General features: G+C 70.0%; 21 protein-coding genes and 1 tRNA gene. 12 read left to right on the forward strand and 10 right to left on the reverse strand.

Annotated features, from left to right (window positions below):
- Window positions 1-264: 264 nt before the first annotated feature.
- From ABZ477_RS14820 to ABZ477_RS14830, 3 genes are all read left to right on the forward strand, one after another.
- Window positions 265-1,740, forward strand: coding sequence for an amidohydrolase family protein (locus ABZ477_RS14820; protein WP_360134560.1), 1,476 nt, complete (start codon window positions 265-267; stop codon window positions 1,738-1,740).
- 54 nt (window positions 1,741-1,794) lie between these two features.
- Window positions 1,795-2,259 (forward strand): pyridoxamine 5'-phosphate oxidase family protein, encoded by a 465-nt coding sequence (locus tag ABZ477_RS14825; RefSeq protein WP_360134563.1) that lies wholly within the window; start codon window positions 1,795-1,797, stop codon window positions 2,257-2,259.
- Window positions 2,260-2,342: 83 nt separating this feature from the next.
- Window positions 2,343-3,110, forward strand: a complete 768-nt coding sequence (locus ABZ477_RS14830) for a GNAT family N-acetyltransferase (RefSeq protein ID WP_360134565.1) — start codon at window positions 2,343-2,345, stop codon at window positions 3,108-3,110.
- On the opposite strand, the gene ABZ477_RS14835 is transcribed toward ABZ477_RS14830, so the two are convergent.
- The 6 genes from ABZ477_RS14835 to ABZ477_RS14860 form a co-directional block, all read right to left on the reverse strand.
- Window positions 3,107-4,918, reverse strand: coding sequence for a hypothetical protein (locus ABZ477_RS14835; RefSeq protein ID WP_360134568.1), 1,812 nt, complete (start codon window positions 4,916-4,918; stop codon window positions 3,107-3,109). The genes ABZ477_RS14830 and ABZ477_RS14835 overlap by 4 nt on opposite strands.
- Before the next feature lie 256 nt (window positions 4,919-5,174).
- On the reverse strand, window positions 5,175-5,495 hold the full coding sequence (locus ABZ477_RS14840) for a hypothetical protein (RefSeq protein ID WP_360134571.1): 321 nt from the start codon (window positions 5,493-5,495) through the stop codon (window positions 5,175-5,177).
- Between the two features lie 307 nt (window positions 5,496-5,802).
- On the reverse strand, window positions 5,803-6,513 hold the full coding sequence (locus ABZ477_RS14845) for a lysophospholipid acyltransferase family protein (RefSeq protein ID WP_360134574.1): 711 nt from the start codon (window positions 6,511-6,513) through the stop codon (window positions 5,803-5,805).
- 133 nt (window positions 6,514-6,646) lie between these two features.
- On the reverse strand, window positions 6,647-7,057 hold the full coding sequence (locus tag ABZ477_RS14850) for a nuclear transport factor 2 family protein (RefSeq protein ID WP_360134577.1): 411 nt from the start codon (window positions 7,055-7,057) through the stop codon (window positions 6,647-6,649).
- 83 nt (window positions 7,058-7,140) lie between these two features.
- On the reverse strand, window positions 7,141-7,479 hold the full coding sequence (locus tag ABZ477_RS14855) for a hypothetical protein (protein WP_360134580.1): 339 nt from the start codon (window positions 7,477-7,479) through the stop codon (window positions 7,141-7,143).
- A 414-nt stretch (window positions 7,480-7,893) separates the two neighbouring features.
- Window positions 7,894-8,211 carry a hypothetical protein gene (locus tag ABZ477_RS14860; RefSeq protein WP_360134583.1) on the reverse strand — a complete coding sequence of 106 codons (318 nt, stop codon included), beginning with the start codon at window positions 8,209-8,211 and terminating at the stop codon, window positions 7,894-7,896.
- Between the two features lie 303 nt (window positions 8,212-8,514).
- Here ABZ477_RS14860 and ABZ477_RS14865 point away from each other — a divergent pair, with 303 nt between their 5' ends.
- The gene (locus ABZ477_RS14865) at window positions 8,515-8,991 is read left to right on the forward strand and encodes a GNAT family N-acetyltransferase (RefSeq protein ID WP_360134586.1); all 477 of its coding nucleotides are present in this window, start codon (window positions 8,515-8,517) and stop codon (window positions 8,989-8,991) included.
- A 282-nt stretch (window positions 8,992-9,273) separates the two neighbouring features.
- On the opposite strand, the gene ABZ477_RS14870 is transcribed toward ABZ477_RS14865, so the two are convergent.
- Window positions 9,274-9,510, reverse strand: a complete 237-nt coding sequence (locus ABZ477_RS14870; protein WP_360134589.1) for a ribbon-helix-helix protein, CopG family — start codon at window positions 9,508-9,510, stop codon at window positions 9,274-9,276.
- 601 nt (window positions 9,511-10,111) lie between these two features.
- Window positions 10,112-10,184, reverse strand: a tRNA-Arg gene (locus ABZ477_RS14875).
- 206 nt (window positions 10,185-10,390) lie between these two features.
- On the opposite strand from ABZ477_RS14875, the gene ABZ477_RS14880 reads away from it, so the two are divergent.
- From ABZ477_RS14880 to ABZ477_RS14900, 5 genes are read left to right on the forward strand one after another with little or no spacing between them, the layout of a single operon-like run.
- On the forward strand, window positions 10,391-11,863 hold the full coding sequence (locus ABZ477_RS14880; protein ID WP_360134592.1) for an aspartate aminotransferase family protein: 1,473 nt from the start codon (window positions 10,391-10,393) through the stop codon (window positions 11,861-11,863).
- A complete protein-coding gene (locus ABZ477_RS14885) occupies window positions 11,860-13,200 on the forward strand; it encodes a SidA/IucD/PvdA family monooxygenase (protein WP_360134595.1) in 1,341 nt (446 codons plus the stop codon). The genes ABZ477_RS14880 and ABZ477_RS14885 overlap by 4 nt, the downstream gene beginning before the upstream one ends.
- A complete protein-coding gene (locus ABZ477_RS14890) occupies window positions 13,197-13,763 on the forward strand; it encodes a GNAT family N-acetyltransferase (RefSeq protein WP_360134598.1) in 567 nt (188 codons plus the stop codon). The genes ABZ477_RS14885 and ABZ477_RS14890 overlap by 4 nt, the downstream gene beginning before the upstream one ends.
- Window positions 13,760-15,529 (forward strand): IucA/IucC family siderophore biosynthesis protein, encoded by a 1,770-nt coding sequence (locus ABZ477_RS14895; protein ID WP_360134601.1) that lies wholly within the window; start codon window positions 13,760-13,762, stop codon window positions 15,527-15,529. The genes ABZ477_RS14890 and ABZ477_RS14895 overlap by 4 nt, the downstream gene beginning before the upstream one ends.
- Window positions 15,529-18,198 carry a GNAT family N-acetyltransferase gene (locus ABZ477_RS14900; protein ID WP_360134604.1) on the forward strand — a complete coding sequence of 890 codons (2,670 nt, stop codon included), beginning with the start codon at window positions 15,529-15,531 and terminating at the stop codon, window positions 18,196-18,198. Before ABZ477_RS14895 ends, ABZ477_RS14900 begins: the two co-directional genes overlap by 1 nt.
- Window positions 18,199-18,284: 86 nt before the next feature.
- Here the strand turns inward: ABZ477_RS14900 and ABZ477_RS14905 are convergent, their stop codons facing one another.
- Window positions 18,285-18,860: an asparagine synthase gene (locus ABZ477_RS14905; protein ID WP_360134607.1), complete on the reverse strand. Its 576-nt coding sequence runs from the start codon at window positions 18,858-18,860 to the stop codon at window positions 18,285-18,287.
- Between the two features lie 106 nt (window positions 18,861-18,966).
- On the opposite strand from ABZ477_RS14905, the gene ABZ477_RS14910 reads away from it, so the two are divergent.
- Window positions 18,967-19,815 (forward strand): SDR family oxidoreductase, encoded by an 849-nt coding sequence (locus ABZ477_RS14910; RefSeq protein WP_360134610.1) that lies wholly within the window; start codon window positions 18,967-18,969, stop codon window positions 19,813-19,815.
- A gap of 106 nt (window positions 19,816-19,921) precedes the next feature.
- Here ABZ477_RS14910 and ABZ477_RS14915 read toward each other — a convergent pair whose 3' ends face one another.
- Window positions 19,922-20,353, reverse strand: coding sequence for a YdeI/OmpD-associated family protein (locus ABZ477_RS14915; RefSeq protein ID WP_360134613.1), 432 nt, complete (start codon window positions 20,351-20,353; stop codon window positions 19,922-19,924).
- A 128-nt stretch (window positions 20,354-20,481) separates the two neighbouring features.
- Here ABZ477_RS14915 and ABZ477_RS14920 point away from each other — a divergent pair, with 128 nt between their 5' ends.
- Complete coding sequence (locus ABZ477_RS14920; protein WP_360134616.1) at window positions 20,482-20,685, forward strand: hypothetical protein; 204 nt, start codon at window positions 20,482-20,484, stop codon at window positions 20,683-20,685.
- A gap of 185 nt (window positions 20,686-20,870) precedes the next feature.
- Window positions 20,871-21,284, forward strand: coding sequence for a DUF4383 domain-containing protein (locus ABZ477_RS14925; RefSeq protein ID WP_360134619.1), 414 nt, complete (start codon window positions 20,871-20,873; stop codon window positions 21,282-21,284).
- Window positions 21,285-21,297: the final 13 nt, after the last annotated feature.

A 21,297-nucleotide genomic window follows, 5' to 3' on the forward strand; every position in this document is an offset into this window, starting at 1 on the left:
GACCTGCGCATCCTGAACGGCCTCCTCGAAGACGCCGGCGAACAGCCCGTCTCCGCCGCCGGCCTCGGCGAGGACACCCCATGACCACCCCCACCCGCGGACGGACACGCTGAGCCGCCCGCCTCGATTCGGACCTGCCGACTGAGTGACGGCCTCAAAGGCCTGAGCTGGATCCACACCCAGCTCAGGCCTACGATCGGCGTCACCGGCCTCGGTCCCCGACGGCGGTGACGCGCCTCCGGCGCCGAAGGAGAGAATGGGCGGATGCGCACCATTCTCCGCGGGGGGCTCGTCGTCGACCCGGCATCCGGGACCGCGTCCGCTGCCGACGTGCTCGTCGATGGCGGCCGAGTGGCGAGCGTTTCGGCTCTGCCCATCCTCGACGCGGGAGCCGCCGTCGTCGATGTGAGCGGGCTCGTGGTCGGTCCGGGATTCGTCGACCTGCACAGCCACGTGCACTCGATCGCCGGCCAACGTCTCCAGGCGTTCGACGGAGTCACGACGAACCTCGACCTCGAAGCCGGGCTCATGCCCGTCGAGCGCGCGTACGCCCAGGCAGCCGCCGACGGCAGGGTGCTCAACTACGGCTTCTCGGCGTCGTGGACCTCGGCGCGCGGCCAGGTGCTGGCGGGTCTCGAGCCGACGGCGCGATTCCACGACGCGATGGGGCTGCTCGGTGATCTGGACTGGCAGCGCAGCTCATCGCCGACCGAGCTGACGGCGTGGCTGCGGCTTCTGGAGCGCGAGCTCTCGGCCGGCGCGCTGGGCATCGGCGTGCTCATGGGGTACGCGCCGCGATCCGACCCGGCGGAGTACCTCGCCGTCGCGCGCCTCGCGGCCGCGGCCGGCGTGCCCACGTACACCCATGTGCGCGAACTCGTCGAGATCGATCCCACCACTCCGATCGACGGGTCGACCGAGGTCGTGATCGCGGCCGCCGAGACCGGCGCCGCAATGCATCACTGCCATGTCAACAGCACGTCGAAGCGGCACATCGACCGCGTGCTGGGCACGCTGGAGCGATCACGCGCCGCCGGTTCGAGAGTGAGCGTCGAGGCGTACCCGTACGGCATGGGCAGCACGAGTGTCGGAGCGTTCTTCCTGGCCCCCGAGAGACTCGGCGCTGCGGGACTCTCGCCGACCAGCATCATCATGCTCGGCACCGGGGAGCGGCTGGCGGACGAGCGGCGTCTGCGCGAGATCCGCGCGACGGATCCCGCCGCGACGTGCTTCGTGGAGTTCCTCGACGAGCGGGACGAGGCCGACCGCGCTCGTCTGCGGGATGCGCTCGCCTATCCCGACTCCATCGTGGCCAGCGACGCCATGCCGGTCGAGTGGCCCGACCACCGCGCCGACAGCCGCGAGTGGCCGCTGCCGGCGGGTGCCTCGACGCACCCGCGCACGGCGGGCACGTTCGCACGCAGCCTGCGGCAGATGGTGCGCGAGTACGGACTCTGGGACTGGGTGGAGGCGTTCCGCCGGTGTTCGTACCTGCCGTCGCGCCTGCTCGACGACGCGGCACCCGCAATGCGCCGCAAGGGCTTCCTGGCGGCCGGTGCGGACGCCGATCTCGTCATCCTCGATCCCGACACCATCACCGACAACGCCACGACGACCGATCCGGTCCGTCCTTCCACCGGGGTGCGTCACCTGCTGGTCGGCGGCACGTTCGTGATCCGGGACGGCGAGCCGGACCTCGACGCGTACCCCGGTCGACCCGTGCGGGGCGAACCGCGCTGAGGATCCGCACCCGGCTGGTGGCTGCGGTCGTCGGCGCACACGTAGCCTGGACGGATGCTGTCGCAGCCCGGTGAACCGGATGGGTACCGAATCGCACTCGATCTCGTCGCAGCGAACTCATACCTCACGCTCGCGACGTCCAGTGCCGACGGCGAGCCGTGGGCGTCGCCGGTCTGGTTCGCGGCCCGCGACCTCGAGTGGTTCGTCTGGGCGTCGAAGCCGGGCGCACGACACTCTCGCAACATCGTGCACAACCCTCGGGTGTCGATGGTGATCTTCGACTCGAGCAGGCCACCGGGCTCGGTCGGCGCTCTGTACGTCGCCGCGGATGCTGAGCCGGTCGATGATCACGGGTTCACGGACGCGCTGTCCGTCTACAACCGCCGCTCGATCGAGCGTGGCCTGGGCGAGTGGTCTCCGGCGAGGCTGCGCGAGCCCGCTGAGCACCGCCTGTACCGTGCCGTTGCGCGCGAGATCTTCGTGCTCGATGAGCATGACGAGCGGATCAGGCTCGCGTAGCAGACGAGCCCGCGGATCCCGCGATCGGCGCTGCCCGACAGCATCCCGATGCGTGGGCAGCCCGCCGCTCGTAGGCTGGCGGAATGTGGATCGAGTGCTTCGAGAAGGACGCGCGTTTCGACGGCGGCGAGATCGGACCACTCGTCGACCAGTTCATCGCACACCTGCGTGCGACGCACGAGGTGCCGTACCCCGATGATGAGCTGCGACTGTGGGCTGCGAACTTCGCCGAGGCGTCGGCGCGCGAGGACGGGCCCATCGAGCGACGTGCGTCGATCGGCTCGATAGAGGTCCATCCGGTGACAGAGGAGCGCATCGACGATTGGCTGCGGTTCTTCGACCGGGATGCGTTCCCCGACAACCCCGACTGGGGGTCGTGCTACTGCCTGCACCCCCACACCGGCGACCTTCCCGAGCGACCGTGGCGTGATGTGCGCGCCGACATGATCGACCGGCTGCGCTCGGGAGCCACGCTCGGGTATCTCGCCTATGTCGACGGCCGACCGGCGGGATGGGTGAACGCGTCGCACCGCTCGACCTACCGGAAATACGGCGAGGTCGATCCCGAGGGCCCCGCCCCCGACACGGTCCTGGGTGTGTCCTGCTTCATCATCGCGCCGCCGTATCGGCGCCACGGGGTGTCATCCGCGCTGCTGGATCGTGTCCTCGCCGACGGCGAGGCACGGGGCGCCCGGTACATCGAGGGGTACCCCCGTCGAGTGGAGACCGGCGAGGATTCCGCATCGTTCCGAGGACCGCGCTCGATGTTCGACGCGCGTGGCTTCGCCCCCGTCGAGGAGCACGAACACTTCAGCGTCGTCCGCCGGCCGGTCCAGCAGATGCCGTCCTAACGCTCGGCGCCGGTGCGGTCGTTCTCCCTCCGCGACCCGAGCAAGCCGGTGACCTCGTTCATCAGATCAGGGTCCGTCCAGTAGTTGCTGTGGCCCAATGGCCGCACCTTTCCCCCGGGACGAGGATTCCGCGGAATCGGCAGAGGCGATGCCGACGAGTCGGCTCGACGGGGATCGGGGAGCTGAGTGTCCGTGCAGCCTGCCAGGCCGAAGGGGGACGCGATCGGATCGGTATCCCGCCAGAAATTGGACCAGCGGAGTCCGTCGCGAGTCACGTCGGCGTAGAGCTCGTCATTGAAGTAACCCGGGAAGAACGTCCCGTACAGAGTCCGGACGGGAGAGCCGCAGGTGACGAGCGCGATTCCCGCGCGATCCCGCAAGCCGTCTCCCGCACAGAGCCAGGTCGCGAGGATCGACCCCTGCGAGTGGCCGACGACGACGACCGGCCTTTGCGAGGAATGCAGATCCTCTCCAACGGAAGCGAGAACCGGGTTGCGGTAGGAACGCCCTGCCAGTGGGTGCCACGCGATCGGCCAGAATCCGATCACATCGGCGACCATCGCGCCGACTCGGCGGATTCGGCCGTTGAGGAAGACCAGGAGTACGGCGACGAGGGCTCCCACGTGCGCCGTGAGCACCACGAAGGCAGTGCTCCCGCGTCCCCCATCCGCGCGGGCCGTGAAGATCCAGACGTAGCAGAGCACGAAGAGCGCAGAGCCGATGAGGAATGCCCACCCGAGGCGTTCGCCGAGCGACCCGACGAGCCGATGAAGGTACCGATCCCACTCCACCCTGGAGAGGTGACGCGGCCATTTCGCTGCGCGCTTGCCGAGGAGGTTCACCAGTACGAGGGAGAGGATGAGGATGCCGAGCGCGATCACCGCGTTGGCGAAGACGGTGTTCGGTATCCAATCTCCACCGATCGGCGCGCACGCAGGGTCGTGGCCGTGGACATACCGCCCCCGTCCACCCAGACCCGCCTCGTCGCTCACCCAGCCATAACGGTTCAGGTAGGCGAGGAACCAATCCAGCGCAAGGCGAAGGGCGCCACCGAACGCGTTGGCAAGCACGACGCTGCCCACGAGCGCGACCGCGGCGGCGGCCAACTCGGGCCGCTTTCCGAGGATCGAAGCGACGGCCAACGCGAGGGCCCCGACGAACGCGAACCCGACGCTGAGTACGATGATCGCGTTCAACGGGTTCAAGGCGCTGACGAACTGATCCCGCAGCTCGGCAGTGCCCTGGCAGTAGGACATACCCTCAGGAAGCTGCCCGACCAGGCGCTGATAGGTCACGGTTTCCAGCAGTCCCGTCGCGGGCACCTCCAGAAGAGTGGGTCGAAGCAACACGACCCAGGCACCCACGATGACGGACGCGATGACGTGCGCCGCGATGACTCCGCCGGACAGCATCCGCTCCCGTCGTGCGGAGCCGTTCCGCTGACCCACCATGACGCGACCGCCACGCCAGACGATCGCGGTCGAATACGCCGCGACGATCAGTCCGAGGACGACGGGCACGACGCCCTCGGCCCCAGCCCCGGGCACGACGTCGAGGATGGTCTCGGCGATCACCATCAGCCAGATGAGCCCGACGACGGACACCAGCAGTCCGTAGACATGAACCAGCCCGCCGAGGCGCGTCCGAACCGCTCCCCCCTCGCATCGGTCGAGGGTCGCACCGGCGACGTTGAGGAGCGAGTACGGGAGCGCGAGGAACCACGTGGGACGGCCCGCGACTCTTCGCGACGACCGCGACCAGTTGATCAGTCTCAGCGTGTGATCGGGAAGCTGCGGCGGGCTGTACAAGTCCGCCCCGGTCGGATATCGAGTCGCCAGCAGCGATCCCGCACCCAATGCCGATAGTGCTTCGTGGTCCCCGACCCCATGGATCCGGAACTCCGTGCCTGCCCCCACCGCTTCCTGCCCCATGGCGCGAACCGTACTGGTTGCAGCCGATCACCGAAAGAGTGGGGACTCCTGTCTCGACTTCCCGGCTGCGGTCGCCCGTTGCGTTGAGCCTGGCCGCGGTGGCGCGGAGGGCGCGTCCGAGCGCGCGGGGACCTCAGGAGATGAGGCCCATCGCGCGCAGCGCCGGCTCGAGGACCGGCACGTCGCCGATCGCGCCGAACTGGCCGGTCGAGCCGATCGAGAGGAACGACCCGACTGAGCCGATGGACAGGAATGAGCCGGCCGAGCCGATCGAGAGCACCGAGGCGATCGAGGCGAACGAGCCGATCGAGAAGAAGCTGAGGACCGACGCGATCGAAGCGGCGCTGAAGACCGAGCCGAAGCTCAGCCACGAGCCGAACGAGCGCGGGGCGAGCGCCTGCACCTTAGGAGCGGCCTTCACGGTGTGGATGCGAGGTGCAGTGAAAGTGGTCATGATCATTCCTTGGATGAGGTCCTGATGTGGCTACTTGACACTGTCAAGTATTGGATGACTCGATCATGCCGCATTCGCTTGACACTGTCAAGCCAATGCGGCAAGGAATTCCATCGACTTCTACACCTCGCGCCACCCTCACCCGGAGCCGCGCGGGCACAACACAAGAGCCGTCGCGAGGATCGGTCCGCGGGCTGCATCACCCGCGACCGCATTCAGTGCTGTCCGGGATGCTGGGGTCGGGGGCGGTGGGAGGGTGCGGCGACGGGTGTCGTGTGCGATTCCCGGTGTTTCAACCGGAGCGGGCTCAGTCGCGCGAAGTCGCGTTCACGCTGCCGGAGCGTTCCTGACCGCTCAGGCGTGCGATGGCGGCCATCATGCGCTCGGTGATCTGGCGACGAGCCTTGCCGTCCGGCACACCCTCGAGGTCGGCGAGGTCGAGCGGCTCGCCGAAGCGCACCTCGAGACGCGGCCGCCCGGGCAGCAGATGGCTCAGCGGCTTGACCGTGCCGGTCCCGATCAGCCCCACGGGTACCACCGCGGCGCCCGTGTCGCGCGCCATCCACGCCGCGCCCCCGTGACCTTCGTGCAGCTTCCCGTCGCGTGAACGGGTTCCCTCGGGGAACACCGCGAACACGCTTCCCGCCCGCAGGATGCTGCTGCCCGCGTCGAGCGCGGCGCGCGCGTCACGACCGGTCGCACGGTACACCGGGACGCCGCCGATCGATGTGAAGAACCAGCGCTTGAAGCGGCCCAGCATCCCGGAGCCCGTGAAGTACGACGACTTGATGAGGAACTGCACAGGCCGGGCCGCGGATGTCGGGATGATGACCGTGTCGAGCGACGCAAGGTGGTTGCTCGCCAGCAGCACCGGCCCGCGCTCAGGCACGTTCTCTCGACCGACGATGCGCGGGCGGAACATCAGCCAGAACAACGGCCGCAGGACCACGCGCCCGAGGAAGTAGATGGCGCCCGGCCGTGGTGCAGGGGAAGGGCCGGGTGGAGCAGGCGCGATCACCTCGCAACCCTATCCGTCATCGCTGACGACGTACGCCGACGACGATCCGACCGAGCGACTGGGTGGTGTCGAACACACCTGTCGTCTGGGCGCGATCACTTCTCGCCACCGAGTCCGCGCGCAGGTTTGCTGCTCAGCTCCTGGCCGGCGGCCGATAGAGGGTCTGAACCGCGGCGCTGATGTCATCGTCACCGCCATCGACGGGTTCCAGGTATAAGCGCATTCGCACGATCAGGCCGTTGTCGGCGAGGAGGATCACCACGCCGCGCATCGCAAATGGCGAGCCGTCGGAGTATCGGCCGCGCCAGTCCCACTCGCCCCATTCGGCTTCTCCGTCGATCGCGACAGCCAGGAGTTCAGCGGTGAAGTCGGGCACGCCTTGGAACACCGCGGTCCAGTTGGTCAGCACCTGGTCGCGACCACTGAAGCCGCGGGCGGGGTGAGCAGGCTGGCTGCTTTCATAGTCGATGGCGAACAGGGACGCCATCTGCTCAGCGTCATGCTCGTTCATCGCCTGCCGAAGACGTTCCAGCATGGAGGCCATGTGACCGACCGTAGCCCTGCCGCTCACGGACGCAAGTGGTTTGCAGTTCCTAGGGGTCCCGCGCAGGGTCGATCATCGTGCCGTCAGTGCAGGATCATCGGCGATTGCTGATTGGTGTCCGTGTCGCACGTCGTGATCTGCCAGGCTGCCTGATCGCCGTCCATGACACGCACCATCTCGATGATCAGCGGGCTCGGCCACCGCTCGCCCGCTTCCTGGGCAGCTTCCAGCGCGCCAGTCGAGGGCGAGCGCTGTTCGGCTTCTGTGAGCGTGACGTCGTGCGTAGCGATGGGCTCCAGACTTCGAACGTCGATGAGCGACTCTCTGCCGAAACTCCGATCGCCCGCCTGCTCGCCGAAAGCCTGGTGCTCGGTGGCGGCGCTCCTCACTCGCCAGACCCACCGCGAGTCGATGTACTCCAACCGCAGACCCACGATCCCGCCGCCGACCGCCGATGACTCGCCCGGCAGAGACTCCAAGAAATCCGTGGGCCAGGACAGCTCCGCCGGGAGGCACGTGCCTGGATAGTCGTCTCCGACGGCGTTCGGCGGGCTGGGGAACGACGAGCAGCCTCCACACACAAGGCCAAGGGCGATGATGACCGCGCTGCATACCGACGGGCGGGCCATACTCCCGACCCTCTCGCGCGGTTTCATTCGACGACCATATCCACATCCCGCGGCCTGACGGCGCCGGTGAGATGCATCCATACTCGAGGGACTGACGACACCCACCAGCCGCCGGCGAGCCACGCTCCCGAGCATCGGCCGTCGACTGCCCGTCGACAGCGCGTCGTGCGTCCGCAGGCGGGTCGCGAGTCGGGCGTATTTCGCGAGCTATGACACCTGAGTCCAATGGCGAACCCTGTCGTCACGCTCGACGAGGTAACGGTCGTCTTCGGGGTAGTACACGGCAGCCTCGATGTCCGCGCCGGCGAAGCCCTCGACCGCATCGAGACTCTGCCAGCGCGACACTGTCACGACCTCGGTAGTGCCGTCGCCGAGTTCGCGTGTCAGCATCCACGCGTCGAGGTTGCCTGGCGTCTCGCGATACTCCCGCATGCCGGTGCGTTCGATGTAGGCGACGTACTCGTCGACGTCGTCGCTTCGCACACTGCCCCGCCACATCCGGACGATGGGCCTCTGAGCTGTCATGCCGCCATTCTGCGCGGAAGACCGTTGACGCGCACCCGGATGCGGCCGCATCCGGCCGAGCTCGCACACGGGCAAGGCCTCCCAAGGACGCACGGTCCGTCACAGGTGCGCTCGCACACTGGTCCGCACGGAAGCAGAGCGCGTGAGCCCTGCTCGCCTGCGGGCGTCAACCCGCAGGGGGTACCGGTGCTGATCTGCGCAGACGCTGAGGTCGACGTGTCGTCGCCGACGGTGCCAGAGGGGTTGCGCGAGAATGTGTCCGGACGACCGACGACGTCCCGGCGCGGGAGTGAGGGACGACGCATGGCGACAGTGACGGTGCGGCCGATGACCCGCACGGAGTTCCACGAGTGGCAGCTCGTCCTCGCCGAGGAGTACGCCGTGGAGCAGGTCGAGGCGGGCCGATGGGCAGCTGAGGGAGCGGTCGAGCGAGCGCGCGAAGAGAACGCGCAGGCCCTCCCGGACGGCCTCCGGACAAAACGGATGCTGCTTCTCACGGGGCTGGACGCGGCAGGTGAGCCAGTGGGTCGCGCGTGGGTGAGCCTGGATCATCCGCGCGGGGCGCCCGATATCGCCTTCCTCTACGACATCGAGGTCATCGAGGCGCGGAGGGGCGCAGGCCTCGGACGCGCACTCCTTGCGGCTGTCGAAGCCGCGGCCCGGGATGCCGGTGCCAGGGCGCTCGAGCTGAACGTCTTCGGCTCCAATCGCCCCGCCGTCATGCTCTACGCCTCAGCGGGATATGAAGTCGTGACGCAGCAGATGCGCAAGCCGCTGTAGCCGTTGTTGGCGCGCCGATTCCCGGCGAACGGCGTTCGATGATCATTTGCACCGGGCAGTGAAATGCGTGAACCGGGAGCGCTGATCGAGTGGCTCCACCCCCGGCTCGCCGTTTCTCGCACTCAGGATTCCGCACGGCGGCGGGAACACGAAACCCGCGGAAATCCGCGGGCTTTCGGCGTTCACTGTCTCAGTCTCAACACAGTGCGCGCCCGAAGGGACTCGAAGCCGGGATCGCGTCTTCGGCCGCGATGCCGTGCTTGAGCGCCGCGCCGTGGATGTTCACGCGGCGTACGCAGCGAGCGCGGCGCGGATGAGTTCCGATCGCGTCTTGTGGAGCCGCCCGGCAAGCGCGTCCAGTTCGGCGAGCTCCTCGCTCGTCAACCGCAATGCGACGACCTGCGAGGGCTCCGCACCACGTCCGGGCCGACCCCTCCCCCGCTTCTTGAGCGCGTCGATGTCGTAGCCAGCCTCGGCTTCCGCCGCCCACGCGGCAATCTGCTCCTCGGTGACCGGCACTCCCCCGATCGTCTCACCCGCACTCACGAGCCAAGCGTAATACGAAAATACGGTGCGTCACAGGTGCGCCCACATATTGGTCCGCATGGGAGTAGTGCGCGTGAGCCCCGGTCAAGTGCGGGCGTCAGTCCGCGCGGTTATCGGTCCCGCAGCGTGCAACCGTAGGCAGCCGAAACCAACGCCTAAGGACGACCTCGACGGGTCTGACTTTGGCGCCGGTCAAGTCCGTGGGCGCCTCGCCGATCCGGATGGACGGCTTGCCCGTATGCCCCGGGCGATGAAAAGCACGAACCGGGAGCGGTAATCGAACTCCCTCGAACCCACTCCGCACGTTTGATCGCGCGTGCAGCGGGCCGAGTGATGTGTGATCCGGTGCCCACATAGGTGCACACATGCGTGCACACATCCGTTCTGAACCGAGGCTGCACCGCTCGCCCAAGATCCGCGCGATTCCGCGGAATCGGCCGGGCGCCAACGCGAACTCTTCTGACTCTTGGGCAGACAGAAATGTCCCGGAATCAGAGCGATCCCGCCGCCACCCACAAACACGAAAACCCGCGGTAATCCGCGGGTTTTCGAGGGTTACTGTCTCAACACAGTGCGCGCCCGAAGGGACTCGAACCCCTAACCTTCTGATCCGTAGTCAGATGCTCTATCCATTGAGCTACGGGCGCACGGCCCCCGCACGAGTCGGCGCGGAGGCACTCGAAGAGCTTACCCCAGCCCATGCCGAGTCGCGAAATCGAGCCCGGACGGCGACGCGTAACACGGTGAAGAAGGGGTTGCCTCAGGATCCGGAACCTAGTTAGGTTAGGCAACGCTTACCTCGCGACCGATGGCGTTCGCACGACCGAATCGACCCCACCCAGGAGCCGCGCCCGTGCACGAACTGCTGAACCGCTCCACGGCGACCGAGTACGCCGACCTCCTCGACGCCACGACCGGAATGATCGCGACGCGGTTCGCGAGCGTGCGCCAGCCCTTCTCCGGCGCGAGCCGCGAAGAGCTCCATGCACTCGTCGACCAGACCGACCTCGACGGCGACGGCGTCGGCACCGAGGCGGCGATCCGCGAGCTCGACGGACTGTTCCTCGAGCACGCGGTCTGGTTCCACGACCCAGCGTACGTCGCGCATCTCAATTGCCCTGTCGCGCTCCCCGCCGTCGCCACCGAGGCGGTGCTCGCCGCCGTCAACACCTCGGTCGACACGTACGACCAGTCCACGGTCGGGACGCTCATAGAGCGCCGGCTCGTCGACTGGACGGCCGACCGGATCGGGTTCGGGCGTGGCGACGGCGTCTTCACGTCCGGCGGCACGCAGTCGAACCTCCACGCCATGCTGCTCGCCCGGGAGTGGACGCTCGCTCGTCACGGCGGCGAGAGGTCCGGCATCCTCCCCCGCCTCAACATCCTCGCGACGGCCTCGAGCCACTTCAGCGTCGACAAGGCCGCCCTCATGCTCGGCCTGTCGGACGACGCCGTCATCGCCGTGCCCGACGACGGCGAAGGCCGGATGGACCCGATCGCGCTCGCCGCGACCCTCGATGCCGTGCGCGACGCAGGCCGCATCGCGATGGCTGTCGTCGCGACGGCCGGCACGACCGACCGGGGCGTCATCGACCCCGTGGCCCGCATCGCCGACGCGGCCGACGCGCACGGCGTCTGGCTGCACGTCGACGCCGCGTACGGGTGCGGCCTGCTCGTCTCACCGACGCGGCGCCGCCTGATCGACGGCATCGAGCGCGCGCGGTCGGTCACAGTCGACTTCCACAAGAGCTTCTTCCAGCCCGTGTCGTCGAGCGCGATCCTCGTGCGGGAGCCGCGCGACCTCGCCGCCGGCGCGTGGCACGCCGACTACCTCAACCCCCGCGAGAACGCCGAGCCCAACCAGGTCGACAAGTCGCTGCAGACGACGCGGCGCTTCGACGCGCTCAAGCTCTGGACGACGATCCGCGCGCTGGGTGCCGACCGCATCGGCGAGCTGTTCGACCGCGTGATCGACCTCGCCGCGGACGTCCACGACGAGATCGCGCGCGACCCAGAGCTCGAGCTCGTCGGCCGCTCGCAGCTGAGCACAGTCCTGTTCCGCGTCATCCCGGAGGGGACGGATGCTGTCGCCCAGGACGCCCTCGTCGCCCGGGTGCGCCGCGTCCTGTTCGACTCCGGCCGCGCTCTCGTCGCGAAGACCGTCATCGACGGGCGACCCTGCCTCAAGCTCACGCTCCTCAACCCCGAAACGACGCTCGAGGACGTCCGCGCCGTCCTTGCGCTCGTCAAGGATGCCGCCGCCGCCCTCGCCGGCATGAGCCAGGACCTCGGTGAGGATCTCGTCGGGACGGAGGCCCTCGCATGATCGAACGCACCCACCGCACGCCGGACGCCGACCGCACTTACGACATCGTGGGCGTGGGGATCGGCCCGTTCAACCTCGGCCTCGCGTGCCTCGCCGAACCGCTCGGCCTCGACACGCTGTTCCTCGACCGCGCCGACGACTTCCGCTGGCACCACGGAATGATGCTCGAGGGGTCGACGATCCAGGTCCCGTTCCTCGCGGATCTCGTCACGATGGCCGACCCGACGTCGCGCTTCTCGTTCGTCAACTGGCTCAAGCAGACGGGCCGCCTGTACCCGTTCTACATCCGCGAGAGCTTCTACCCGCTGCGCGCCGAGTACGACGCCTACTGCCGCTGGGCGAGCGAGCAGCTCGCGAACCTGCGCTGGGGCCACGAAGTCGTCGCGGTCGAGCACGACCCCGCCGACGACACGTACCTCGTCCGGACGATGCGGACGGATGACGGAGCCGAGGAGACATTCCGCGCGCGGCATGTCGTGCTCGGCGTCGGCACGCAGCCTGTCGTGCCCCCGGCCCTGCGCACACTGGACGGTCCCGTCGTGCACAGCGCCGACTACCTCCCGCAGCGCGAGACGCTCAGGGCGACAGCATCCGTCACCGTCGTCGGAAGCGGGCAGTCCGCCGCAGAGATCTACCTCGATCTGCTGAACGGCCTCCGCGAGGGCGGGTACCGGCTGGACTGGATCACCCGGTCGCCGCGCTTCTTCCCCATGGAGTACACGAAGCTGACGCTCGAGATGACGTCGCCGGAGTACACCGACCACTTCCACGCGCTGCCGCTCGGACTCCGCCAGCACCTGGGACGCGAGCAGCGCGGGCTCTACAAGGGCATCTCGGGCGACCTCGTCGACGAGATCTACGACACGCTCTACCGCTTGAGCGCGGCGGGTCCCGTGCCGACGACCCTCCTCACCGACACGTCGGTGGAGGGCGCCGCGTGGGACGGCGAGCGCTTCCGGCTGCGACTGCACCACGCGCAGCTCGACCGCGAGTACGAGCGCGAGACGAACGCCCTCGTCCTCGCGACGGGCTACTCCGCCCGGACGCCGGCGTTCCTCGACCCGGTCCGGGACCGGATCGCCCTCGATTCGCTCGGACGCCTCGACGTCGCACGCGACTACTCGATCGACGCCGGACGCGGGCGCGTGTTCGTGCAGAACGGCGAGGAGCACACGCACGGCCTGACGGCCCCCGATCTCGGATTCGGGGCGTGGCGCAACTCGACGATCCTCGCGGCGGTCACGGGTCGCGAGGTCTACCCCGTCGAGCGGCGCATCGCGTTCCAGGAGTTCGGCCTGCCTCACGACGCGCTTCTGCCCGCGGAGGCCGCCCGATGACCGTCGCGACCGGGTTCGACATCGCGATCGTCGGTGCGGATCCGCGGCGCGATGCCGCAATCGTCCGCGCGTGGCTCGCCGACCCGCACGCATCGTTCTGGCGCATGGCCCACCTGACCGAGGACGACGTCGCCGACTACCTCGCGAGCGTTGTGACCGACCCGCACCAGGACTCGTGGCTCGGCGTCGTCGACGGCGCACCGGCCTTCCTCGCCGAGACGTACGACCCGCGGCATGTGCTGCTGCCGGGCATCCACGAGGCGGCGGAGGGCGACCTCGGGATGCACGTGCTCATCGCGCCGCCCCACGGCCGGCCGCGACATGGCCTGACCGACGCCGTCTTCGCCGCCGTCATGCGCCACTGCTTCCAGACCCTCGGAGCGCTGCGCGTCGTCGTCGAGCCCGACGTCCGCAACGAGCGCATCGCCCTCAAGAACGCCCGCGCGGGATTCCGCGTGCTGCGCGAGGTCGACGTTCCCGACGGCGACGGCGTCAAGCGCGCCGCCCTCTCGATCTGCACGCGCGACGACTTCGCCGCCTCGCCCCTCGGAGCCCTCTCATGAACCCTGCCGCCCACCTAACCCCCGAGCACCTCGCGACCGCCCAGCGGCACCTCGTCGCCAAGGCCATCGCGGAGTTCACGCACGAGCGGCTGCTCACGCCGGTTCCGGATGCCGCATCCCCCGGTGCGTGGCGGCTCGTCACCCCCGGCTCCGAGTACCGGTTCCGCGCGCGCGTCGGCACCCTCGAGCACTGGGTCATCGAGGAGGAGACGCTCGAGCGCTTCGTCGACGGCGTCCGCGCTCCGCTCGACGCGCAGGAGTTCGTGATCGAGCTGCAGGCCGTGCTCGGCATCCCGGATCACCTGCTCGCGACCTACCTCGAGGAGATCGCGTCGACCCTCGCGAGCGCCGCCTTCAAGGCGCATCGCGGCGGGCCGAGCGCGGACGAGCTGGCGGTCGCCGACTTCCAGACGATCGAGGGGGCGATGACCGAGGGCCACCCCGGCTTCGTCGCCAACAACGGCCGCATCGGCTTCGGCGCCTCGGAGCACGCGGCGTTCGCGCCCGAGGCCGGGCGGGCGTTCCGGCTCGTGTGGCTCGCAGCGCGGCGTGAGCTGTCGCACCTCGCTCTCGGCGCGGGCCTCGACGAGGCGACGCTCCTCCGCGGCGAGCTGGGCGTCGAGGAGCGCGCGCACTTCGCGTCGCGTCTCGACGACCTCGGGCTCGACCCGGCCGATTACCGCCTGCTGCCCGTGCATCCGTGGCAGTGGGAGCACCGCATCGCCGTCACCTTCGCGCCCGACCTCGCGCGACGCGACCTCGTCCTCCTCGGCGAGGGGCGCGACGCGTACTTCGCGCAGCAGTCGGTGCGCACGATGTTCAATCGCTCGCGGCCCGAGCGCAGCTACGTCAAGACCGCGCTCGCCGTGCAGAACATGGGTTTCCTGCGGGGCCTCTCCCCCGCCTACATGCGCGTGACGCCCGCGATCAACGACTGGGTGCACGACCTCGTCGAGCGCGACGCGACGCTCCGGGATGCCGGCTTCCGAGTGCTCCGCGAGCACGCCTCGATCGGCTACACGGGCGACGCCTATCACCGCACGGCCACGCCGTCGGCGCACCGCAAGATGATCGCGGCGCTGTGGCGCGAGAGCCCGATCCCGCTCATCGCGCCGGGCGAGCGGCTCGCGACGCTGGCTTCGCTCCTGCATCGGGATGCTGTCGGCAGGTCTGTTGCGACAGCACTCGTACGGCGGTCGGGCCTGGACGCGGCCGACTGGGTGCGCGCCGTCCTGCGCGCGTATCTGCGCCCCGTCGTGCACTGCCTGCTCGCGTACGACCTCGCGTTCATGCCCCACGGCGAGAACCTCATCCTCGTCTTCGACGGTGCCGTGCCGACAGGCGCGTTCATGAAGGACATCGGCGAGGAGGTCGCGCTGCTCGCCGACCGGGCGGTGCCCGATGAGATCCGCCGCATCGTCTCGCCCGTCGACGACGACGAGAAGGCCCTCGCGATCTTCACCGACGTCTTCGACGGCGTGCTGCGGCACCTGTCGGGCATCCTGCACGCCGACGGCACGCTCCCCGAGTCCGTGTTCTGGATGCTGGTCGCCGAGGCGATCGACGAGCACCGGGAGCAGCATCCGGATCTCGGCTCGCGCGTCGATCTGCGGGCCGAGACGTTCGCGCACTCGTGCCTCAACCGCCTGCAGCTGCGCAATACTCTCCAGATGGTCGACCTCGCGAACCAGTCGGCGTCGCTGCTCTACGCGGGCGAGCTCGCGAACCCCGTCGCGCGCTCTGCGGCGCTCGCCTTCGCAGGCTGATGGCGGAGCTGTTCCGCGACGCGCTGGGCGTGCCGCATGTGCGGGCCTCGGGCGTGCTCGAGCTCGCCGACGCGCAGGGAGAGGCGACCGCGCGCGACCGCGCGTGGCAGATCGACGCCGACCGGCTGCGCGCCGAGGGCCGCCTCGCCGAGCTCGTCGGCGAGGCGGGCGTCGCGTGGGACGTCTTCGCGCGCCGGGCGCGACTCGACGACACGGCTCGACGCGCCTTCGAGGGGCTCGACGACGAGACGCGCGCGTTCGTGGAGGCGTTCGTCGAGGGCGTGCGGCGGGGGCTGCGCGCCGTCGTGCCCTCCGAGTTCAGGGCGCTCGACGAGCGGTTCGGCGGCGAGGTCGAGGTCGGCGAGTGGGTGGATCACGCACCGCTCGGCATCCTGCACGTGAACCACGTGCTGTTCACGACGTACCCCGTCATCCTGTGGCGCGCGCACGTCGCCCGCACGCTCGGCGAGGAGTGGATCCCGTTCTTCGAGCTCGACGACGGGGTCTCCTCGTCGGGGAGCAACGCGTGGGCGCTGCACGGCTCGCTGACCGGCAGCGGGATGCCGCTCCTCGCCGGCGATCCGCACCGCATGTTCGAGCTGCCCGGCGTATACCAGCAGGTGCGACTCGCGTGCGACGAGTTCGACGTCGTCGGGCTCTCCTTTCCGGGGGTTCCGGGCGTGCAGCACTTCGGCCACACGGGCGCGGCGGCGTGGGGCATCACGAACGCGATGGCGCACGGGACCGATGTCTTCCGCGAGACGCTGCGCCGCACCACGGACGGGATCGAGGCCCTGGGACCCGGCGGCTGGGAGCCGACACGCGTCGAGCGCTCGACGGTGATCGTGCGCGGCGGCGAGCCCGTCGAGGTCGAGGCGATCGAGACCGAGCGCGGGCCCGTCGTGACGGATCTGCAGGAGGTCGACGGCGAGCTCGTCGGGTGGTCGGTCCGGATGCCGGCGCGGGCGTCAGCCGATCTCGGGTTCGGCGCGCTGCTTCCGCTCCTGCGCGCACGTTCGGCGGCCGACGTCGTCGAGGCGTTCGGCTCGTGGGTCGACCCGATCAACAGGCTCCTCGCGGCCGACCGCGGCGGCGAAGTGCTCTCGGCGACGGTCGGTCGCGCGCTCGACCGCGAGCCCGCAGACCGTCTTCTGCCGCACGATGCGCGCTCCGTCGCGCCGGTCGGGGTGAAGCGGATGCCGCGCGCTGTCGCCGTGCGCGGCGTCCAGGTGGACGCGAACGAACGACCCGACCGCGCTGAGATCGACCTCGGAGCGGGCTACGCGCCGCCGCACCGGGCCCGGCGGATCCGCGAGCTGCTGGACGGGCTGGAGCCCGGTGCCACCGACGAGTTCGGGCCGATCTGGGGCGACGATCTCGTCGGGTCGGCGGAGGCGCTGCTCGCCTTCCTCCCCCGCGGCCCGCTGCCGGATGCGGCGGCAACCGTGCGCGATGCGCTCGACGCGTGGGATCGGCGGATGTCGGCGGACTCCGAGACTGCGGGTGCGTACGCCGCGTGGCGTGCCGAGCTCGTGCGCCGGCTCGCCGCGCACCCCGTGCTCGCTCCGCTGCGGGAGCCGCACGGGTTCGGCGCCGTGTACGACCCGTGGTTCGGCGTCTTCGGCCGGATCGCGGCCGGGCTGCCGCGACTGCTCGCACATCCGGCCCTCGCCGCGGACGCGGGTGAGATCGCGCGCGACGCGCTTGTCGAGGCCGCGGCGGTCAACGGAGCCGGCGTCGAGCTGTGGGGCGAGCGCCACCGGCTGCTGCCGCTGCACGTCCTGGCCGACGTCGAGGGCGTGGCCGATCCCGGCGCGGGGCTCGGCATCCCGCTCTCGGGCGACATCGACACCGTCCGCTGCACGGGCTCGACGCCGGGGCTCACGGACCGCAGCTGGCGCGGCTCGGTCGCGCGCTGGGCGTGGGATCTCGCCGACCGCGAGGCGAGCCGGTGGGGCGTGCCTTTCGGGGCGTCCGGCGACCCCGAATCGCCGCATTTCGCCGACCAGCTCGAGGCATGGCGGGATGCTGCTCCCGCCCGGGTCGTGACGGACTGGGCTGCTCTCACCCGGGTGGGGGTGCTCGGCCCGCGGCTCGCCTCGGGGCGGCCGGGCGAGGTCGTCCACGTGGAGGACGAGCCGCACCTGGGGCGCCTCGAATTCGCCGTGCTCGACCCCGAGGCCGACCTCGAGACGATCCACGCGTGGGTCACGGCGCCGCACGCGAGGTTCTGGGGCCTGGGTGAGCTGCCGCCGGACGAGCTGCGCGACCTGTACGCGTTCGTCGACTCGCTGTCGACGCACCACGCCTTCCTCGTGCGCCGCGACGGCGTTCCCGTCGCGCTCCTTCAGACGTACGAGCCCGAGCACGATCCCGTCGGCGCCTGCTACTCCGTGCAGTCCGGCGACGTCGGGATGCACTTCTTCCTCGGGGGCCGGGGCGAGCGGGTCGCGTCGTTCACGACGCGACTCGCGGCCGCCGTCGCGCGGTTCCTCTTCACTCCCCCGGCCGCGCGGCGCATCGTCATCGAGCCCGATGTGAGCAACGACGCCGCGATCGCCCGCATGCTGCGGCTGGGCTTCGAGCGCGGGCCCGAGATCGACCTGCCGGGCAAGCGTGCGCAGCTCGCGTTCCTCACTCGCGAGCGCTGGTTCGGCGGGGACGGCTGAGGGGCGGCGGCCGGGCTCGAGTCCGACGCCTCGACAAGCTCGGCGACCGTGGGCCGTGACCGTCGGCCCGGGGGCTGAGGCGGAGGTCAGGCCGGGTCGAGGTCGCGCTCGACGGCGCCCTGGGCGAGCCGACGGCGGTGGGCGCCGAGGCGCGGGAGGTCGACGAGGCGGAGGGCCTGCATCCGCGCCTCGCGCATCGTCTCGTAGTCGGGGTCGTTCTCGGCCCTCATGCCCTCGACGCGGAGGCGGCGCTGCAGGTTGGACTCGACATCCCCCCATGCGGCGTCGCGCGCCTCCTCGACGAGCGCCCGCACGGCCTCGGGATCGTCCGCACGCCGGCGGAGGATCTTCGCGACGCCCTGATACTGACGTTCGCGGCGGCGGAGGTTGCGCGTGTCGCGGTCCCGGTAATCGTGCGTGCCATGCGAGTCGCTGTACTTGCCCCAGGCCGCGCGGCGCTGCTTGCGCACGAGGTTCGCGGCATCCTGCTGCTCGTCGGCGAGCGCGACGAGCGTGTCGCGCGCGAAGGCGGACAGGCGGTCGAGGTCGTACGCGGCGTCGTGCGTGATCGCCTCGACCAGGATGTGGTTGCGCACGGCGAGCCGGGCGGCGGCAGAGGCGATCGAAAGGCCCTCTTCGACAGCATCCGCGGTCCTGCCCATGCCTGCGCACCTCCTCCTTCGAGGTTACCGGCGCCCGGTGACGGCCACCTCACCGCGCGTGGGTGAGAATCGAAGGCGGCTTTGCGATGACGCGGAAGGAACGGCGATGGCGAAGAGGCAGCGGCTGGACGTGCGGGGCAGGACGACCGTCGTCACGGGCGCCGCGAGCGGCATGGGCGCGGAGGTGTCCCGCGAGCTCGCACGGCGAGGCGCGCGGATCGCGCTCGTGGACCGCAACGCGGAAGGTCTCGAGAGGCTCGCTGAGGAACTGGACGGAGCGGGTCACACGACCCACGTCGTCGACCTCACGGACGACGAGGCCGTCCTCGCGCTCGCGGCCGACATCGAGGCGTCCCATCCCCACGTCCAGGCGCTCGTGACGTGCGCTGGCTCGTCGATGCTCGGCGACGTCGACCAGCTCACGATGGAGGAGATGCGCTGGCTCATGGACGTCAACCTCTGGGGCACCGTCAACGTGACCAAGGCCCTGCTGCCGGCGCTCCGGCGCGAGCCGGCGGCGCACATCACGCACCTCGTCTCGATCTACGGGCTCGCCGCTCCCGCCGGCCGCATCCCGTACGCGATGAGCAAGTACGCGGTGCGCGGGTTCACCGAGGCGCTGCGCCACGAGCTCGCGGGATCGACCGTGACGGTCGGCGCCGTCTACCCCGCGGGTGTCAAGACGGGGATCATCCTGCACGGCCGGTACGCGGCATCCATCGATCCCGCCGTCGCGCAGCGCGCCGCGCAGGCGCAGGCCGCGATGTACCACACCGAGCCCGCCGACGCCGGGCGACGGATCGCCGAGGCGACTGTGCGCCGGTCCGCGCGCACGATGGTGGGCCGCGAGGCGCGGCTCGTCGACATCCTCGCGCGCATCACGCCGACGGGCTACTGGGCCTTCATGCGCCGGCCGCTCCGCGACGCGATCGACACCCGCACACCCGTCGCGTAACGCTCGCGCCTGTGAGGAGCGCGGGCGGACAGCATCCGCTTGCGCCGTTCAGTTGTCGCAGATCCACCGGAGACGACCGGATGCTGTCAGCCGCGGCCGCCCGGCCTCAGCCGGCGAGCTTCGTCACGACCGCCTGCACTCGGCGAGCGCGCGTCTCGGCGGCCTTCGCGGACTCGACGCTCGTGACGTGCGCCTTGCGGTGGCTCGGCGGGAGCTTGTCGAATGCATCGCGCACTCCCGCCTCGGCGAGCGCGGCGGCGAGGTCGGCGGGGACCTCGACGGTGCGCGGAGCCGTGTCGAGCTCCACGTCGACCGTGATCGCGTCGCCGCCCTGGATGCCGGTCGCCGCGCGCTTGTCGGAGCTGAACGGGATGAGCGACTTGCCGCCCATGACCCCGACCGTGCTGCGGTACTCGTAGCCGTTGACGGTCACGGCGACGGCGGGGCGCTTGCCGCCGCCGAGGGCCTCGATGACGTCGGGCGGCACTTCGATCCCGGTGTTGTTTCCCATCAGGAGCATCGTCGTCTCGAATCGCACAGGTCGAGTCTGGCACTGCTAGCAAGCCGCCGACCCGGATGCAACCCCCTCCGTCGCGCAAGCGCCGTGTCGTAGCGTCTGGAGACCGCCCGATCGAAAGGGCGAGCCCCTCACGAAAGGAGCGCGCTATGGGATTCGCTGAGGACGCCAAGGAGACGGCTGAGACCGCCGGTCGCAAGATCCAGGACGCGTGGGAGGACACCGCAGACCGGATCGGCGACAAGGTCGACGAGATGAAGGCCGACGCCGACGTCAAGAAGGCGGAGGCTGAGCGTGACTCGGTCCACAAGCGCAACGAGGTCAAGGAGCACCTCCGCGGCGACGACCGCTGAAGACGCGTCGCGGCCGCTGCGCGCCGCCCGGTCGCGACGTCCACGTCGAAGGGCCCCGGAGCACACTCCGGGGCCCTTCGCTCTGCGCTCGTGCGCCCTCTCCCCCGCTCTCCAAACCGATCGACGGGATGCTCCGAACAACCCTATGACGCGGCACCGGGCCGCGCATCGAAGGGGAGGATCCCATGCGCTCGTCACCGAATCGACTCGTCGCCACGATCTTCGGCGCCGTCTACCTGCTCGTCGGAACGCTCGGCTTCACGGCGACGATGGGCGTCCCGCTCGTCTCGACGGACGGCGGACTGCTGCTCGGCATCTTCGAGGTCAACCCGCTCCACAACATCGCGCACCTCCTGATCGGCGCGGCGCTGCTCGCATCTGGCCTGATCTCGGCGAGGGCCGCGAAGATCGTCAACATCGTCGTCGGCGCCGCCTATCTGCTGCTCGGCATCACGGGGTTCTTCCTCGTCGGCACGGCGCTGAACGTCCTGGCCCTCAACACGCCGGATCACTTCCTGCACCTCGCGAGCGCCATCGTGCTGCTCGGTGTCGGCCTCGCCGCCGATCGAGGACCGGCGCTGTCGGGCCGCACGGCCTGATCTGGGACGCGGC

It is taken from the genome of Microbacterium sp. NPDC019599 (genome assembly GCF_040632175.1).
Lineage (GTDB): Bacteria > Actinomycetota > Actinomycetes > Actinomycetales > Microbacteriaceae > Microbacterium.

What these genes read in the sequence shown, in the direction of transcription:
- ABZ477_RS14820 (WP_360134560.1), top strand. Translation starts at nt 265, where the DNA reads ATGCGCACCATTCTCCGCGGGGGGCTCGTCGTCGACCCGGCATCCGGG.
- ABZ477_RS14825 (WP_360134563.1), top strand. Translation starts at nt 1,795, where the DNA reads ATGCTGTCGCAGCCCGGTGAACCGGATGGGTACCGAATCGCACTCGAT.
- ABZ477_RS14895 (WP_360134601.1), top strand. Translation starts at nt 13,760, where the DNA reads ATGAACCCTGCCGCCCACCTAACCCCCGAGCACCTCGCGACCGCCCAG.
- ABZ477_RS14910 (WP_360134610.1), top strand. Translation starts at nt 18,967, where the DNA reads ATGGCGAAGAGGCAGCGGCTGGACGTGCGGGGCAGGACGACCGTCGTC.
- ABZ477_RS14865 (WP_360134586.1), top strand. Translation starts at nt 8,515, where the DNA reads ATGGCGACAGTGACGGTGCGGCCGATGACCCGCACGGAGTTCCACGAG.
- ABZ477_RS14840 (WP_360134571.1), bottom strand. Translation starts at nt 5,495, where the DNA reads ATGACCACTTTCACTGCACCTCGCATCCACACCGTGAAGGCCGCTCCT.
- ABZ477_RS14925 (WP_360134619.1), top strand. Translation starts at nt 20,871, where the DNA reads ATGCGCTCGTCACCGAATCGACTCGTCGCCACGATCTTCGGCGCCGTC.
- ABZ477_RS14830 (WP_360134565.1), top strand. Translation starts at nt 2,343, where the DNA reads ATGTGGATCGAGTGCTTCGAGAAGGACGCGCGTTTCGACGGCGGCGAG.
- ABZ477_RS14890 (WP_360134598.1), top strand. Translation starts at nt 13,197, where the DNA reads ATGACCGTCGCGACCGGGTTCGACATCGCGATCGTCGGTGCGGATCCG.
- ABZ477_RS14920 (WP_360134616.1), top strand. Translation starts at nt 20,482, where the DNA reads ATGGGATTCGCTGAGGACGCCAAGGAGACGGCTGAGACCGCCGGTCGC.
- ABZ477_RS14885 (WP_360134595.1), top strand. Translation starts at nt 11,860, where the DNA reads ATGATCGAACGCACCCACCGCACGCCGGACGCCGACCGCACTTACGAC.
- ABZ477_RS14905 (WP_360134607.1), bottom strand. Translation starts at nt 18,860, where the DNA reads ATGGGCAGGACCGCGGATGCTGTCGAAGAGGGCCTTTCGATCGCCTCT.
- ABZ477_RS14900 (WP_360134604.1), top strand. Translation starts at nt 15,529, where the DNA reads ATGGCGGAGCTGTTCCGCGACGCGCTGGGCGTGCCGCATGTGCGGGCC.
- ABZ477_RS14850 (WP_360134577.1), bottom strand. Translation starts at nt 7,057, where the DNA reads ATGGCCTCCATGCTGGAACGTCTTCGGCAGGCGATGAACGAGCATGAC.
- ABZ477_RS14860 (WP_360134583.1), bottom strand. Translation starts at nt 8,211, where the DNA reads ATGACAGCTCAGAGGCCCATCGTCCGGATGTGGCGGGGCAGTGTGCGA.